This window comes from Thiomonas sp. (genome assembly GCF_054608695.1).
On the sequence record NZ_JBTRXV010000001.1, the window covers coordinates 1 to 13,841 of the forward strand.

Genomic DNA, 13,841 nt, shown 5'->3' on the forward strand with positions numbered 1-13,841 from the left:
CGCCGGCTCAGGGCGCCCAGCACTTCTGTCAGCGCCGAGCTGGCTGCGATGGGCTTCGAATCGGCAGGAACGGCGGTCATGACACCGCTGCCGGTTCGGCACTGTCCGCCGCCAACCGGGTCGCCCGCGAAGCGATCTCCTGCCGTTCGGCTGCCCGCTTGACGGCCGTCGCCCAACGCGCCTGGATCTCCGGATCAGGGCTCTCCATCTGGTAGCCGTTTCCTGCCGCGGTAACCAGGTCCGAGTGGAAGTTCCCGTGCTCCCCCATCAGTTCGACCCTGGTTCCCCCATCCAGGAACGACACGATCGGATACCGTTTCACTTCTCGGCCGTTGGCCTGCCGTACGATGTGGCCTACCAGTACGATGTCGTTTTTCGCCACGAAATTTACTCCTGGGTGGGTCGGCTGCGAGCCGGGTAGATGCTGCCAGGCTGGCCCGGTTCGTTGCTGCCCGTGCATTCCAGCCGGTGGTCCGATGCGTGGGGGCAGCGCTTGTTACCGCACTTTGGGCACAGGATCATCCGCACCATGGAGAGCGGGATATCCCCCAGGGCGGTGGAAACCGTGGCCTGGCGTTCTTCCAGACAGCGGCGACATTCGCATTCGGGACCGCCGTCGATACGCGCGTAGATGATCATGGCAAACCAGCCTCACGGCGGACCAGGATCATGGCCGCCAGGTTGAGCACGTCCGCCATGTCGCCCTTGTCTATATGCTCGCGCAACATGGCCTCCAGGCCGGCTGTCCGGCAACGGTCGGTATGCCAGCCGCCACGGCCTTTCTGCCGCGAGGCCAGCAGCTTGGAATCCATTCGCGCGGTGGCGGTCTCCACGAGAATCTGGTCGGCACGGGTATCGTCGGCTTGGGCTAATTGCGCGGCCAGCTCACGGCGCGCCGTCTCGACGGCCTCCAGTATCCTGGCGGGAATCTCCGTAGGCAGGGCGGCATCCAGATTCAGCTGTTGGGCCGGGCGCACCATTTCCGGCGGGGAAACCGGCTGGCCCGCGAGTTGTAACCCGGCATTGGCCAGTTCGTCGGCGCGTTCGTTCTCGGGATGGCCGTTGTGGCCTCTCACCCACTGGAACCGCACTGGCCGGCGCTGGACTTCCGCCATCAGCCGGATCCAGAGGTCCTTGTTCTTGACCGGCTTGCCGTCGGCGGTCTTCCAGCCTTTTCGGATCCAGCCCGGCGCCCATTCGGTGACGCCATTGACGACATACTGGCTGTCGGTGATGACCAGAACCTCGTGGCAGCCCGCCATCGGAAGGCTTCGCAGGGATTCGATGGCCGCCGTCAACTCGGCGATATTGTTGGTGCCGTCGACCTGGATAAAACCGTTGTGCTCGGTCACGATGCCCGCAGGGTCCACGATCACCGCTCCCCAAGCGCATGGCCCCGGATTCGTGGGACCGCAGGACCCGTCGCAATAAATCGTCCATGCCATGTTCGAACACCCCTATCGCTTCGTAAGCGTTACATTATAGCAAAAGTGCAGTTCTATCGCCAGCCCGAAGCGGCGCCAAGCCTAGAGCAGCTGCAATTGCTGCAGGCGCAGGACCATGGCCCCGGAAGAGACGCCGAAGAGCTCCGCCAGCGTTTCGGTACCGGGTAATCCTTCTTCCGATGGCTCGTTTTGGGACGACCGTCGCTTTTCCCGGGCGGAATCCGAACGGAAAAGGGAGACCGGCCTGGCGGCCTGCCGCAAGGAGCAGCCCCTGAGGCTGCTCCCTGATCGCGGCTGCTCGCCTGGATGGCATCGGCCCTGGCCTATGGAAATATCCGGGCCGGAAATCCAGCAGTACTCGCTGGTAGGCCAAGGCCGATTCCAGCTCGAGCTCGAGTCCGGGAGCTCTCTCCAACGATGGCAATGACAATCGCCGGCCTTGCTCGTTGGTCCACAGGCCGGGCTCCCGCCCAAGGGACGTATCCGGCTCGGCCTTGGTGAACATGGGGCGCATGTTGAGATAGCCAGGAACCCATGGCCGAAATAGTCGGTCACCCGAGCGCGGGTGGGCATAGGCTGTCCAGGCTTTGCGCGACAACCAGCCATTGGCTTCCTGCTGGCTCACCCAGGTTGCCTGAAACTCCAGGGGGTGCTTCGAATCAGCCGTCTGGGCCGCTCCGGGATACTGCTTGACCAGCACCGCCGACTGTGTCGGCTCGCCCAAAGGCGGAATCCGGCGGAGAAATGCCTTGCCGGTGGCTTCCGGTTCGAAAATGTCGTACCAGTGGAGTTCTATACGAACCGTATACCGGAAGTGGCGTGTTTCGGCAATTACCACATGTCCGGTGTTCGCGTTGGGCAGGGCTGCTGGTTGGCCTGGATCAAAAGAAAACCGCAGACCGAACGTCTGCGGTAATCGTAACGGTTTTATCTACGGCAGAAATTAGAACGGGATAGAGCCGTCGTCAATCGGGGGAGCGATCTCCCTGGAGAAGAAAATACCGTTAGTCTCCATCTGACGATTGGCTCGCAGCAATGTGAACATGTCCACGTTCAGGTTGGCCATGGCCCCATACGGGCTGTTGGGATCAGACGTTATCGGCTCAAACCGGAAATCTGCTTGGCCCAGCTTTTCAAGCGCGGGTCGCATCTCGGTTTTTTCTTTTTCCGGCATTTGATCATAGATGGCAAAAACCTTGGCCAGCTCATAAATCGGAGCGGTATACCCCTTTTTCTGATACTTGTTGATCCGCAGCAGGGCAGCCAGCGGATTCCTGGCCAGATGCCGCAGCCGGATAGTCTTGTTCTGCCGGTCTTCCGGCAGATCCGGATCGAATTGCAAGACGGTGCCGTCCAGCTCCGCCCGGCAAATCGTGAAATCAAACCGGCTGAACACGGGCATGTTCAGGGCGCAGGCCTTCGCATCCTTGGGCTGAAAGTCATTCTCCCCATACCGGAGCATCCCGGTCTCTTTTACCGTGACGATCTGCAGGGAGATCGTCACGGGTTGGGGTTTCTCGAAGACTTCTTCCGGAGTCTCCGGCATGCGGTCGAAGCTCCAGACGGACGGGCTTCTCCTGGGCACAAGCGCCGGGGGCCTGGCCGGAACAAAGGTCTTTCGGAAGGTGACCGCAAACGCGTTGGTCTCGGGCTGTTCTTCGAATCCGTCGTACCACAGCCGTTGGGCGATGGAGCCCATTCGGTTGAGGCCGGGAAGCCCGGCAACCGGTTCGCCGTGACTCAGGGTCCAGCCCTTATAGAAAAAATCCACGTCGCCGGGGTCCGATGCCGGAGGACGGCCTTGGGCCACGTCCACCAAGGCGGCCGCCGCGCCTCCGGCCAGGACCAGGCCGAGCTTGTTCAAGTCCTGTAGCAGACCCCGGGAGATGCCTAGCCGATTCTGCAGGTACTCATAGACCGACAGGCTGATCCGGAGTTGGTCACACTCCATGGATAGCCCTTGGTAGCGGGGGAACTCCGGACTTTCGGGATTAAGCTGTTTTGCCAACATGGTGCCTCCTACATTTCTGAGCCTGCCTAGTATAGGTTCCCGTCCTGGGGCCTGACATTCAGATGATGGCGATGGTCCGTTCGTGCTCAGGCCAGCGGCGCGTTGACCGAAAAACAAACTAAAAGTATACTATACTCACATATTCCATGGTAGCCGCCATATGACGCAGAGGAGCCTCCGCTTGACATATGTCCTGCTAGGGCTAATAGGCCTCCCTGTTCGGCCTCAACTACGCGGGCTATGCGAATTTCGCCTTCTTCGCGCCCAAGTACGCCGCCGTCCAGAACCAGATCTTCCACCACTCGCCCGAATACACCCATGGCATGATCCAGCAACTGGAACAGGCCCGCGCCCAGTACATCCTGGCGCGCACTCCGGCCCAGAAGGCCGCCCTGCGGTCTGACATCGTGGACGAATTCGAGGCATACCGGGGACCCCTGCCGCCGGATCTGGAACGCTTCTACCGGAAGATCCGTGCCGAGCAGGATCAGGCCGAAGCCAATGCCGCAGCCAACAGCGCCGGAGGTGCGCAATGAAGAAGTCGAAGACCCTGCTTGCCGGCGGCCTGTTCCTGGCCGCCCTGTCCTTGGCCGGTTGCAAGGGGCCGACCAGGCCCCGGCCTCTATGGGGATCAGCTGTCATCAACCAGCAGCAAAAGGTGGTGGACAAGCAATCCGCGTTGTCGGTCGGATCCCCCAACATCGTCAATTTCCAGGAGAAACGCGGCCTCAAGCTAATTTACGAGCTCCGCGGCCAGACGTTCACCACCATCACCTACCTGAAGGGCATGCACGGGCATCTGCACAAGATGTGCGACAGCATCGGCTATGGCATCCCCTACAGCACGCAGTACAGCAATCCGGAACGGGCGCGTTGGTACCACACTCGAATCGGGTGGCGTGCTGCCCCAGGCCGACCCCAAGGGCTCTTTTCTCCGCCGGAATCCAATGCGACCTGGATCCTCTGCCTGGACCCGCAAACCGACCAGGTGGAACCCGTGTACTCCGAGCCGAACATCGTCGTCAGCCAGTTTCCGTTGACCGACGACACGGTCAAGGACAGCAGCGCCGGGCGGACGATTCACCTGACCCGGAAACAGATCGACGAGGCGGTAGCCCGGATGGGACGGCCCAAAGCATGAGCCCCATCGCTTTCGTCCTTCGCGCCCATGCCTGGGCATCTGAATCCGCGGGGGACCGGCCGGAGAACCTTCTGGTGGAAAATCAGCGGCTGGTGGGCTATCGGCCAGGAGAATCGTCATGACCGACGCCGAAATGCAGGAGGAAGTCGCCGCCCTGCCTCGAGCGGAAATCCAGGCGGAAATCGGCTTGCTGGACAGGGAGATCAAGGAACACACCCAAGCGCGGGATCAGCTGGATTTCGCCCTGTGCCAATGCAAGCTTCGGCGAGATCGCTTGGCGGAGAGAATGTCGCCAGGCTGCTTGCCGGACGGCGTGGCGGAGATCGAGGTGACGCATTGGGAGGCGGAGGACCGCGCATGACCGCTCCCGTCGTCGCCCTGGACGTGGACGGCGTGCTCGCGGATTTCGGCGCGCACTGGCGGCAATGCGCCGGGCGTGTTCTGGGGCGGGAGATCTCGTCGGCCAATGATCACCATTCCTTGCGGGACCGCCATGCCTTGACCGCAAAGGAAATCGACGCGGTGTGGGAGCTGCTGAGAAGGACGGGACGGCTGGCGGCCTGAACCGCGTGCCTCGCGGGCCTGGCGCTTCCGGTCAGGCCCCTTACCGGCCGATGCCTGGTCGCGGCCTCAGTCCGGCATCCCAGCGGTGTTCGCCACGTCTCCGGACGTGGCGATCCAGCGCGCAAACGACGGATCCTCATAATAATAGATGGCAATGGAAGGCATGGCGGGCCTATTGGCGAATCATCTGGCGAAATTATCGCCGTTACAGTTAGTAACTCCAGGTTGCCAGAAACTGAACTACGGTGCGCCGAAAAACCAGAACCCGCCCGTCAACGGCTCCGCTACGGTCAGGCCCCGGTTCTGGTCGCGGCCGGCCTGGTAGGCTCCGGTATCCAGCAGTACATGGGACTGCAGGACCAGCGGCCAGGACGTGCCTCCACCGGGACCGGGCAGGATGGTGTGCCCGCAGTAGATGGGGGACAGTCCCGGGCGCATCCCGAGGAGCTCGTCTTCCGGCACGGCTCCGTAGTTCAGCGAAAGGACCTGGCTACGGCCCCACAGCAGGCGATTGCGAAAGGTGGTCACGTCGCCATAGCCGGAAACGAACGCGGTCCGCTCCATCTCGCCGGGCAATTCGGAGAGCGTATCGTCCGTCCAGAAGGCCAGATGGCCTTCCCCCATATCGTACCCGGCCGTTACGATCTCAGCATGCACGACATGGAATTGGCGGCCGTCCGGTAGCGGCACCGTCAGAAACAGGGGTTGCCGCCGAAGAATCGGGACCAAGGTCTCTTCGAGGTAGGCGCGTTCATGCCACAACTCGAAATACCATCCACTGCCGTTGGCCTGATCAAGCCACGCATGGCGGGAACCGGAGCCATACTGGTGCCCGTCGTCCAGGAAATCCAGCATCAGGTCTTCGTGATTTCCCCGAACACAATGAAACCAGGGCTCCTGCAAGAGTTGCAGGCACCCCAGGGAATTCTGGCCGCGATCCACCAGATCACCCACGGAAAAGAGGCGGTCCCGGCCCCGATCGAAGTGGACCCCTTCCAGGGCTATTTCCAGCAGGCGCAGGCTTCCGTGGAGATCGCCCACCACAAAGTCGCGGCCGGTCATATTGACAGGCACAGTGCGGCAAACAGAGGCGGTGTGCGTTTGGTAGTTTCTTGGCATTCTCTGGTACCTTATCGATAAGGCTTTTCAGCTTTAGGGCGCCGTGCGCTCTCTGGACGAGCGCCAGCTTAAATCTTCAGCACCTGCCTAACCAGCCGTAGCTTCTGGCGGATTCGTTCCGGATAAGGCGCCCCGGGCTGGATCGAGCCATAACGGTACAAGCTGTAGGCGCCGGTCCAATGCTCATGCGCCCGGTGGTAACAGTGGATCAGGTAGTAGGCCGAAACCCAGAGCGAAACGGACGGACTTCGCTTCAGCTCCCGGGCCCAGTTTCGGCCCTGGAAATAGGCCTGCAGCCAGGGGTGGGCCTTCAGGACGACCTGCAACGCGCGTTGCCCCACCGACCCCGCGCCGTAATGACCAGGACTATTGGGAAACAGGCCCAGAGAGCTTTCCTGGTAGGCCACCGCGGCCAACCGGTCGCCGATGCCGACCTGTTTCCCAATTTGATGGGCCATGTGCAGGACACGTTGCTGTATGGGGGCAAGCGCCCCTGGGCTCCCCAGGGGGGCCAACCGGGCTTCCGCCGCGGAAATCCGGGCTACCGTCCGGGGCGCGGTTGGTTGTGGCGCGATTGGTTGGGTCACCAAGGATCGCGGCGGCGAAGGGGCGGCCAGTCTTTCGGGAGGACTCGTGGAGTCCGTCGCCTGGTATAGGCCCAGGGCCATGACGGTAACCAGCGCCAAGCCAGGGAGCGAACGGGCCGTCCGGGGGATCTTCGATGGGGAACAGAGTGCGGCAACAGCGGTTACGGATCCTGGGTTGCGGGCCAGCAAAACTTACCTCCGGCGCGATGGCGGCCATAAATAAAAACAGTATAGCATAAGTCGCCTAATATCGGAACCGGTTGCGGGACTGGCCCCGGATAGGAAGCCTGGGCGTTGTCCGAAATCCGCCAAGTCGGTTGCTATGCCAGGGGCGTCTGCGGTGTCAACCGGACAACACGGCGATGGAGAACCAGGGGATTTTTCCGGTTTCTAACCTGGGCCAACGAATCGGCAGGCGAGCTCTTGTACGGTGATTCAGACGCCCCCTTCCTAGCAACCGGCTCCGCTTCCTCGTTCAGGGATCGGTTCGCGGCTCACCCATCCCGGCCGGTCCTGCTGATTTTCCTTGCCGGAGCTTGGCCGATCTCTCTAACACTTGGATCGCATGGATATTTATCACATTCACCCAAAAACGCAGCGAGTCGTGATAAATCCCAGGATATCTGTAGGTTGGCCCCTTCGATGGGGCCATCGCGCCGCCGTGCGGTTGCTGGAGGCCGTCGACGCGCGTTTCAGCCTGTCATTCGCAAAGAAGGTGAACGGCAACTGAATCGCTTCATGCGGTTGCTCGCCACGCCTGAGGAGCCGTACACCGGTTGGCGCTGCCCGCCTGGCCCCTTCGGTTAGGGGCCTGACTCACAGCCCGCTGCTAGCGCCTGGCACGAACGAAGGCCCGGAACGAGTCCGGGCCCTAAATAGCCGCTACAACACCACCTTAGCGAGTATCTGGCCGATGACAGTGGCGCTACCAATGCCTGCGGTTACACCGATCCAGGCCGGGTTCAGTATTCCGGTCAGGTACATCTCGGCCAGGGTCGCCAAGAGGATGGCCAATGCCAGGATCAGGCCGGTGGTCCAGCTCTGGTTCCATTTGGACTCCTCCTTGATCTCCATCGCCAGGCGTAGTCCGATGATCGGAACGACCAGGCCTATTACCACGTAGGCGGCCCAGAGATCTGGTTGCTGAACGCTCCAGACGATCATCCCGAGGCTGGTTACCAGCAGCAGGGCCAGCAGGGAAAACGCCCCTTGCGAGTGGCCTTTTGTGGGGGTGGCGTCATTCTGGACAGGATGAAACGCGCGATAATATTTCATGATTCTCTCCTTATTCCGTTGGCCTGAACACTTGGTACGGGAATATAGGAATCCTGGAACCGGAACACTGGCCGGGCGCTTCCCCGGCGCGCCTATACTAGGAACTTAGTCCTCATAGGCACTCCTGGCATGGTTTCATGGTCATCTCGTATCCGGATCCCGACGCTCCTCGCCACGCTGGGTCTGTTCATCCTGGGCGCGCCCGCCATCGCCGCCGCGACTACCTATATCTACCGGACCGAAATCCCCGGTGGGCACCCGGCACCCGTCTGTACACCCGGCAGCCTCTCCGAAACTACGCCGGGGACGATTTCGGTTACGATCCCCGCCGCCGGCTGCTCGACCCTGCAGGTGACCTTACGGGGGGCCGGCGGGTCGGGAGCTGCCTATGCCGTAGGTGGCAACGGCGGGGAGATCACCTTCGACGTACCTAACCCGGGCAACGAGACTTGGGCTGTCACCGTGGGCCAGGGCGGGTCTGGGGCTTCCGGCTCCGATGGGGGTTTCGGCGGCGGCTATAGCGAGGTGGCTTCCGGAAGCGGAACGCGCTATGGGGTCGCCGGAGGTGGCGGCGGAGCCGGCCAGCATGACTCCTATCAGGACGGGGCGGACGGCGGGGATGGGGGCTTGATCGCAGGCTCCGGCGCGAACGGTACTGCGGGTTCGTATCCCGCTCAAGGCGGAGCGGGGGCGACCCAAGCTGGTCCCGGATCCGGGGGCGGCGGGTATCCCAGCGTCAATCTGGATCCAGGTAATTCCGGGTCCGGGATGCAGGGCGGAGCTCCTGTCCTTCCGCAGGGCTCCACCAACGGGGGGAGTGGCGGGGGTGGCGACGGGTATTTCGGAGGAGGTTCCGGTGGCGACGGAGGCGGCGGCTATACGGGCGGTGGCGGTGGCGGCGGTTCCGACTATGCGGCGTCTATCATGCTGGCGCCGACGGACACGCCCGGAGGCGGGGCTCCGGGAGGTGGTATCGGGGATCTGCCAGGCGCGAATGGCTCCGTCGCCATCGCCTGGCACTGAGCGGGAACGGGCCGTGCGTCTGCTCCCGGGGCGTCGCTATATTCGGATATCCCCTGATCAGTCGGTTCTCCCCTGATGCGCTTCCTCCGCAAAGCAATTCCGCTCTTAGGCCTGCTCGGCTGCCTGGGCCTGGCCTCCACGGCCGATGCCTTTTACCAATACCGGGTCATGATCGTTGGTGCCCAGGCTTCGGTTCCGCCTGGATGGACTTCCTTTGGCCCTGGAACCTATCAAGTCACCGTGCCTGCCGGTGTAACCACGGCCACCGCCAACCTGACGGGTGCCGGCGGGGGCGGAGGTACCTACGCCGGAGCGCCGGGCGGTGGTTTCGCCGGAAGCTTTCCGGTCTCCCCCGGAGAAACCCTGACAGTGATCGTTGGCGCGAGAGGCCCCAGCGATGGCTACGACGGCGCCGGCGGTGGCGCGACGATGGTCTGCGCCGGCTTGTCTTGCGACGCGTCGGACGTCCTGCTGGAGGCGGGTGGCGGTGGCGGCGCGATCTGGGACCTAAACGGAGACTGCGGCCTGGAATATCCGCCAACCGCCGGTGGCCCCGCCAATCAATCCGCGGCGCCCTTCGCGGCTCCCGGCCCGGGAGGCTCCGGGTTCGGCGGAGCGGGCTGCTACGATACGGATTACGACGGACAAGTCGATGTGTATTGCGGTGCCAATGGGACCGCCTTCAGCCCGGACAGTGGGGCAACTCCTCTCTCAGGAGGCCCCCAGACTCCAGGGGGAGGCGGCGGTCTCCCCGGCGGAGGCGGCGGGGGCTTCAACGGGACGGATGCCGGTTGCTACAGCGGTTCTGGTGGCGAGAATTTCAGTGCCCCCGGCACGACGGTAACCGCCAATACTTCCGGAACTGGAGGCGCGGGCGGCGCGGCCATTAGCGGCGGCGGGGGTACCGCCACCAGCGCGAATTCCGGGACAGGGGGATCCGCCAGCCTGGCTTGGTAATTTTTTATGAATTCAGGAACTCTAAACCAATATGGGGATAGAAGCATAAACAAGATATCATCCTATAGGCATGATATCTCTTCACAAAGGCTGGATGATCTGGACAGGTTGGCTTTAGGACATCTTATTAAAAGCAAAAATAACAGATTTATTGATATAGGTTGTGGGTATGCTAAGGTTGGGCTGATAGCCCCGGGATCCACCAAAACGGTCACCAACCGATGGGACGCGGCCTTGGGTAGGCCACGCCCGCGCAGGCATCGGCCGCTCCTTCTGGATTTGCCAAGGCCAGCTTCCGAAGGCTACCAGCGGGATACCGTCTGATCCCGCAATCGACCCGGTTCTCCCGGATCCTTCCCGGGGGCTGTTTCCACGGCGGAGGACCGATACGTCCGCCCAGATCCCGCACGGAATAATCGCTTGTGCGGCGGGTTTGGTCAGGAGGTTTCGGTCGATCTGCCCAGATACCACTCCGCCATGCTCTCGTCCTCCAAGGCGTAGTCGCCCCAGTCGGCGCGCCACACCAGATTCTTCTCCCGCAGGGCGTCCAAGGCCCCCTGAACCGTGCCGGCTGGCAGTTTGGCCGTCCTTCCCAGTTTCTGGGCACAGGTCTTCAGGAAGGTATCGCTGAATGGCGCACAGCCCGCCCCGGTTTCGATCAATGTTTCCAGCACCGCCCGCTGAATCGGGGTCAACCCGGAAAATTCCGCCTCCATCTGCCCCCAAATCTGGCTTCTCAGGTTGTGGGCACCGGTGCGCAAATCCACTCTCAGGCGCTCAGCACCGCCATCCAGAGCGAGGTTCGCCACGAGACGGCGCAGCATTTCCGGACGGTATCCCACCAGGCGGAAGGCTTCCCACAGATCCGCCGCCTCGAACTGGTTGTCCGCCGCCAGAAACCGATTGATGTGGGCCGCGAAAGCCTCAAGGAACTCCTTCCCCAGCAGCGGAAAATGAGTGATGGTACCACCAAAGAAAGGCTGATCCTTGTCCCGGACCAAATAGGCCAGCTTGTCCCGGTTGGAACCGGTCATGACGAGCTTCAGCCGGGGTCCGGTTACTCCATGGCTCAGCCGGTCGCGCGCGGCTTTCAGCGCGAACATGGCATTGCGGCCTTCGGGGGTGAGCAAGGCATGCTGCGCTTCGTCGATTACCAGGGCCACCGGCGTTTGCGCCGCGACGGACAGCGCCTCCAGCGCGTCGGCCAGAGTGATCGCTGCCGGCAATTCTGGCTGGGCCAGGCCCAGTTGAACGGTGCCGAACAAATTGATCTGCGCCGAGCCCACCACCTGGGCAAGCTTTCGGATCGTACTGGCGAATTCCTGGAGCTTGGACTGGATGGCGCTCGAGATCAGCAGCGCAGGGTCCCGAGACCGATCCGCCCAAAGATCGACATAGACTGGGGTCGCTCCGCGTGCCACCAGGGTCGGCAGCAGATCCTGCCGTACGAAGGTGGTCTTTCCGGTCCGCCGGGGCGCTGCCAGAAACAGTCCGGAACTGGCATCCACTAGACTGCGGCCTTCCAGGCTGTCCGCATATCTATGAGCCAAATCTGGGCGATGAAAGAGAAAGTCTTGGTGGGTCATGAGGTCCTCCGAAAATTATGATCAATTATTCTACTGATCTTAAATTAAGTATACAAACTTAATTCAGCTTAAAACGGCGTGTGACTTCCGGTCGCAGCCATCCGGTCCCTGCCTGCCGGAAGCCGACACCTGGTCCCGCGCCGTCCTTCCCGGGGAGTTGGCGGGGTACCTATACTCCTGCGCCGAATATCCGGTACCGCCCCATGGCGGACTTTCTTTGGAGAAAAACCCATGACCAAACGTGTAACCATCGAAGCCTTCCTGCATGCCGCCGAACCGGACAGCCTGGATGCCGTCACCTTCCTGAAGGACCAGGGCGGCGAGATGGCCTTTGACGCCGACACCGGCAACGCGTCCGTCGTGTTCAAGAAATTTCTGGACGAGGCCGATGCCGAGAAGGTGCTGGCCTGGGCGGAGGACGCGCATCAGCATGCCGGTTCCGGCAAGGTCGTGATCCTGGTGGATTATCAGGAGCCAGACGTGTTTGAATGGCACGATCCGGAACATGCCGAGCGGCCCTGGCGGGAAGAACTGGCGAAAGACATGGAAGGTCTGAAGATCTTCATCGGCCGGTTCGAGCACCTGCTGCACATGGGCTGAACCCCACCCGCATCGCGGGCTCCCGTGCCAGAACGCAGCCTCCGGGCTGCGTTTCTGTTCCAGACCCACAACTCCGCTGGATTAAAAGCAGGCGACGCCCGGTGGCTGACCGAAGGGGCAACTTGTAAGGAACTCTTACAAGTTCGCCAGGAGAGTGGCCGGGCAGGGCGATTTAGGGGCTGGGTCCAAGGGCGGGAGCGCAGGTGTTCGCCAGCAGAGGAGCACACCACGAGTGTGCTCCCTGAACGCTTCGGCGTAGGCGGTACTTCCGACCAGGTCCACGGGCGGCGTACTGGGGGCCTCTGAACAGGCGGTTCCTCCTGGGTTATACGTTAGGCCAGACGACAACGCATAACTTGCGGATCCTCGAAACCCCGTCCTGGGGACGGATTCCGGCCGTTCCCATGGTCCGGCTTTCCGCCCGGAAAACCGGCGAGGCTCCGGGGTCCGTCTCAGCGTTGTTCTTCCAGGATCATCCGGGCGGGAGGCGGGCCTGACCCAAGTGGTCCCCGGTGCTATACTAGGGCTTTCCCGAAGCCGATAGACTTTGCCATGTCCCGATTACCCACCCTGCAACTCCTGAGCGATACCCATTTCGAGCGCTACCGGAACCTAAAGCGGGATTTTCCGTGGACGAAAGCCGATTTCGTCGGCGACATCCTGCTCCTGACGGGGGATATCTCGAGCCGGCCCGCGGATATCGGGGCTTGGCTGCGCGCGGTTAACCGGCAGGGCCGTCCGGTGGTCATGGTGATTGGCAATCACGAGGCCTATGGCCGCGATCTGGGGCAGGTCCGTGACGAGATCCGTGCCGCCGTGGACCGGCGCTGGTTCCATCTGTTGGAGCGGAAGGCGTTGATCCTGGATGGGATCCGTTTTCTGGGAACGACCTTATGGACGGATTTCGCGCAGGGCCTACAGCTGGACGCGTGCCGAAACGGGATGAACGATTTCCGGGTCATTCGGGAAGGGGACGCCCTGTTCCATCCGGAGGATGCCTGGGCAGAATATCGCCGAGATGTCCGGTGGTTGGCGCAACAGTTCACTTCCGGCTCGGATCAGGCCGGTCTGCCGACGGTGGTGCTCACCCATCATGCCCCGAGCTTTCGAAGCCAGCATCCGCAGTACGCAGCGTCCTCTATCCGCAGCGGTTTCTGCTCTGCACTGGATGACCAGGTCGAAAGCTGGGCGCCGGCACTCTGGGCCCACGGCCATGTGCATGACTCCGTCGATTACCGGATCGGGCCAGCACGGATCGTTGCCAATCCGTGCGGCTATCCGCGGGAAGGCCGGTATGGCCTGGTATTGGAGAATCCCCGCTGGAATCCGCAGTGCCTGCTGGATCTGGACCAGGAGGCCACTCCGTCCGGAAGACCGGCCCGTGGTCGATACGGCCTGACCGAATTGCTGGCCGGGGTGTCGGTCGAAGGCGCACAGGCAACTGCCGAAGAAACCCGCTGAGTCAGGGAAGGCGGCCCCGGTCGGGAGAGAGCGGGCCTAGCTCCAGACCCGGCCTGCGTCCCACCGTTCGGA

Annotated in this window: 15 protein-coding genes and 1 pseudogene; 8 read left to right on the forward strand and 8 right to left on the reverse strand. The window is 62.4% G+C overall.

The genetic code is table 11. The annotated features are described in order from the left end of the window. Positions 1–76: 76 nt before the first annotated feature. From ACYCUK_RS00005 to ACYCUK_RS00020, 4 genes and pseudogenes are all read right to left on the reverse strand, one after another. Positions 77–382 carry a hypothetical protein gene (locus ACYCUK_RS00005; RefSeq protein ID WP_461592824.1) on the reverse strand — a complete coding sequence of 102 codons (306 nt, stop codon included), beginning with the start codon at positions 380–382 and terminating at the stop codon, positions 77–79. Between the two features lie 5 nt (positions 383–387). Beyond that, entirely contained in the window at positions 388–639 is a 252-nt protein-coding gene (locus tag ACYCUK_RS00010) for a hypothetical protein (RefSeq protein WP_461592825.1), read from the reverse strand. A gap of 359 nt (positions 640–998) precedes the next feature. Beyond that, a pseudogene (locus tag ACYCUK_RS00015) lies at positions 999–1,445 on the reverse strand (ribonuclease H family protein); the annotation flags it as partial. Between the two features lie 943 nt (positions 1,446–2,388). Continuing rightward, the gene (locus ACYCUK_RS00020; RefSeq protein ID WP_461592826.1) at positions 2,389–3,456 is read right to left on the reverse strand and encodes a hypothetical protein; all 1,068 of its coding nucleotides are present in this window, start codon (positions 3,454–3,456) and stop codon (positions 2,389–2,391) included. Positions 3,457–3,779: 323 nt separating this feature from the next. Here ACYCUK_RS00020 and ACYCUK_RS00025 point away from each other — a divergent pair, with 323 nt between their 5' ends. The 4 genes from ACYCUK_RS00025 to ACYCUK_RS00040 all read left to right on the forward strand — a co-directional run bounded on the left by ACYCUK_RS00025 (position 3,780) and on the right by ACYCUK_RS00040 (position 5,161). Beyond that, a complete protein-coding gene (locus ACYCUK_RS00025) occupies positions 3,780–3,992 on the forward strand; it encodes a hypothetical protein (protein WP_461592827.1) in 213 nt (70 codons plus the stop codon). Then, the gene (locus ACYCUK_RS00030) at positions 3,989–4,597 is read left to right on the forward strand and encodes a hypothetical protein (RefSeq protein ID WP_461592828.1); all 609 of its coding nucleotides are present in this window, start codon (positions 3,989–3,991) and stop codon (positions 4,595–4,597) included. Before ACYCUK_RS00025 ends, ACYCUK_RS00030 begins: the two co-directional genes overlap by 4 nt. Before the next feature lie 118 nt (positions 4,598–4,715). Then, positions 4,716–4,958 carry a hypothetical protein gene (locus ACYCUK_RS00035; protein WP_461592829.1) on the forward strand — a complete coding sequence of 81 codons (243 nt, stop codon included), beginning with the start codon at positions 4,716–4,718 and terminating at the stop codon, positions 4,956–4,958. Next, a complete protein-coding gene (locus tag ACYCUK_RS00040; protein ID WP_461592830.1) occupies positions 4,955–5,161 on the forward strand; it encodes a hypothetical protein in 207 nt (68 codons plus the stop codon). Before ACYCUK_RS00035 ends, ACYCUK_RS00040 begins: the two co-directional genes overlap by 4 nt. Positions 5,162–5,401: 240 nt before the next feature. Here ACYCUK_RS00040 and ACYCUK_RS00045 read toward each other — a convergent pair whose 3' ends face one another. The 3 genes from ACYCUK_RS00045 to ACYCUK_RS00055 form a co-directional block, all read right to left on the reverse strand. Next, on the reverse strand, positions 5,402–6,223 hold the full coding sequence (locus ACYCUK_RS00045; RefSeq protein WP_461592831.1) for a metallophosphoesterase: 822 nt from the start codon (positions 6,221–6,223) through the stop codon (positions 5,402–5,404). A gap of 125 nt (positions 6,224–6,348) precedes the next feature. Beyond that, positions 6,349–6,738, reverse strand: coding sequence for a hypothetical protein (locus tag ACYCUK_RS00050; RefSeq protein WP_461592832.1), 390 nt, complete (start codon positions 6,736–6,738; stop codon positions 6,349–6,351). Between the two features lie 1,011 nt (positions 6,739–7,749). After that, the gene (locus tag ACYCUK_RS00055) at positions 7,750–8,142 is read right to left on the reverse strand and encodes a hypothetical protein (protein ID WP_461592833.1); all 393 of its coding nucleotides are present in this window, start codon (positions 8,140–8,142) and stop codon (positions 7,750–7,752) included. Between the two features lie 129 nt (positions 8,143–8,271). Here ACYCUK_RS00055 and ACYCUK_RS00060 point away from each other — a divergent pair, with 129 nt between their 5' ends. After that, the gene (locus tag ACYCUK_RS00060; protein WP_461592834.1) at positions 8,272–9,165 is read left to right on the forward strand and encodes a hypothetical protein; all 894 of its coding nucleotides are present in this window, start codon (positions 8,272–8,274) and stop codon (positions 9,163–9,165) included. 75 nt (positions 9,166–9,240) lie between these two features. Continuing rightward, positions 9,241–10,122, forward strand: a complete 882-nt coding sequence (locus tag ACYCUK_RS00065; RefSeq protein ID WP_461592835.1) for a hypothetical protein — start codon at positions 9,241–9,243, stop codon at positions 10,120–10,122. A 437-nt stretch (positions 10,123–10,559) separates the two neighbouring features. On the opposite strand, the gene ACYCUK_RS00070 is transcribed toward ACYCUK_RS00065, so the two are convergent. Then, positions 10,560–11,708, reverse strand: coding sequence for an ATP-binding protein (locus tag ACYCUK_RS00070; RefSeq protein ID WP_461592836.1), 1,149 nt, complete (start codon positions 11,706–11,708; stop codon positions 10,560–10,562). Positions 11,709–11,939: 231 nt separating this feature from the next. Between ACYCUK_RS00070 and ACYCUK_RS00075 the strand changes: the two genes are divergently transcribed. Together ACYCUK_RS00075 and ACYCUK_RS00080 are read left to right on the forward strand one after the other, a co-directional pair. Next, positions 11,940–12,308 carry a hypothetical protein gene (locus ACYCUK_RS00075; RefSeq protein ID WP_461592837.1) on the forward strand — a complete coding sequence of 123 codons (369 nt, stop codon included), beginning with the start codon at positions 11,940–11,942 and terminating at the stop codon, positions 12,306–12,308. A 552-nt stretch (positions 12,309–12,860) separates the two neighbouring features. Continuing rightward, on the forward strand, positions 12,861–13,769 hold the full coding sequence (locus tag ACYCUK_RS00080) for a metallophosphoesterase (RefSeq protein ID WP_461592838.1): 909 nt from the start codon (positions 12,861–12,863) through the stop codon (positions 13,767–13,769). The last annotated feature ends 72 nt before the right edge of the window (positions 13,770–13,841 follow it).

Excerpts from the sequence above, each read along its gene's own strand:
- ACYCUK_RS00025 (WP_461592827.1), top strand. The coding sequence starts at position 3,780 with ATGATCCAGCAACTGGAACAGGCCCGCGCCCAGTACATCCTGGCGCGC.
- ACYCUK_RS00080 (WP_461592838.1), top strand. The coding sequence starts at position 12,861 with ATGTCCCGATTACCCACCCTGCAACTCCTGAGCGATACCCATTTCGAG.
- ACYCUK_RS00075 (WP_461592837.1), top strand. The coding sequence starts at position 11,940 with ATGACCAAACGTGTAACCATCGAAGCCTTCCTGCATGCCGCCGAACCG.
- ACYCUK_RS00040 (WP_461592830.1), top strand. The coding sequence starts at position 4,955 with ATGACCGCTCCCGTCGTCGCCCTGGACGTGGACGGCGTGCTCGCGGAT.
- ACYCUK_RS00070 (WP_461592836.1), bottom strand. The coding sequence starts at position 11,708 with ATGACCCACCAAGACTTTCTCTTTCATCGCCCAGATTTGGCTCATAGA.
- ACYCUK_RS00065 (WP_461592835.1), top strand. The coding sequence starts at position 9,241 with ATGCGCTTCCTCCGCAAAGCAATTCCGCTCTTAGGCCTGCTCGGCTGC.
- ACYCUK_RS00060 (WP_461592834.1), top strand. The coding sequence starts at position 8,272 with ATGGTTTCATGGTCATCTCGTATCCGGATCCCGACGCTCCTCGCCACG.
- ACYCUK_RS00030 (WP_461592828.1), top strand. The coding sequence starts at position 3,989 with ATGAAGAAGTCGAAGACCCTGCTTGCCGGCGGCCTGTTCCTGGCCGCC.
- ACYCUK_RS00050 (WP_461592832.1), bottom strand. The coding sequence starts at position 6,738 with ATGGCCCATCAAATTGGGAAACAGGTCGGCATCGGCGACCGGTTGGCC.
- ACYCUK_RS00010 (WP_461592825.1), bottom strand. The coding sequence starts at position 639 with ATGATCATCTACGCGCGTATCGACGGCGGTCCCGAATGCGAATGTCGC.
- ACYCUK_RS00020 (WP_461592826.1), bottom strand. The coding sequence starts at position 3,456 with ATGTTGGCAAAACAGCTTAATCCCGAAAGTCCGGAGTTCCCCCGCTAC.
- ACYCUK_RS00055 (WP_461592833.1), bottom strand. The coding sequence starts at position 8,142 with ATGAAATATTATCGCGCGTTTCATCCTGTCCAGAATGACGCCACCCCC.
- ACYCUK_RS00045 (WP_461592831.1), bottom strand. The coding sequence starts at position 6,223 with ATGACCGGCCGCGACTTTGTGGTGGGCGATCTCCACGGAAGCCTGCGC.
- ACYCUK_RS00035 (WP_461592829.1), top strand. The coding sequence starts at position 4,716 with ATGACCGACGCCGAAATGCAGGAGGAAGTCGCCGCCCTGCCTCGAGCG.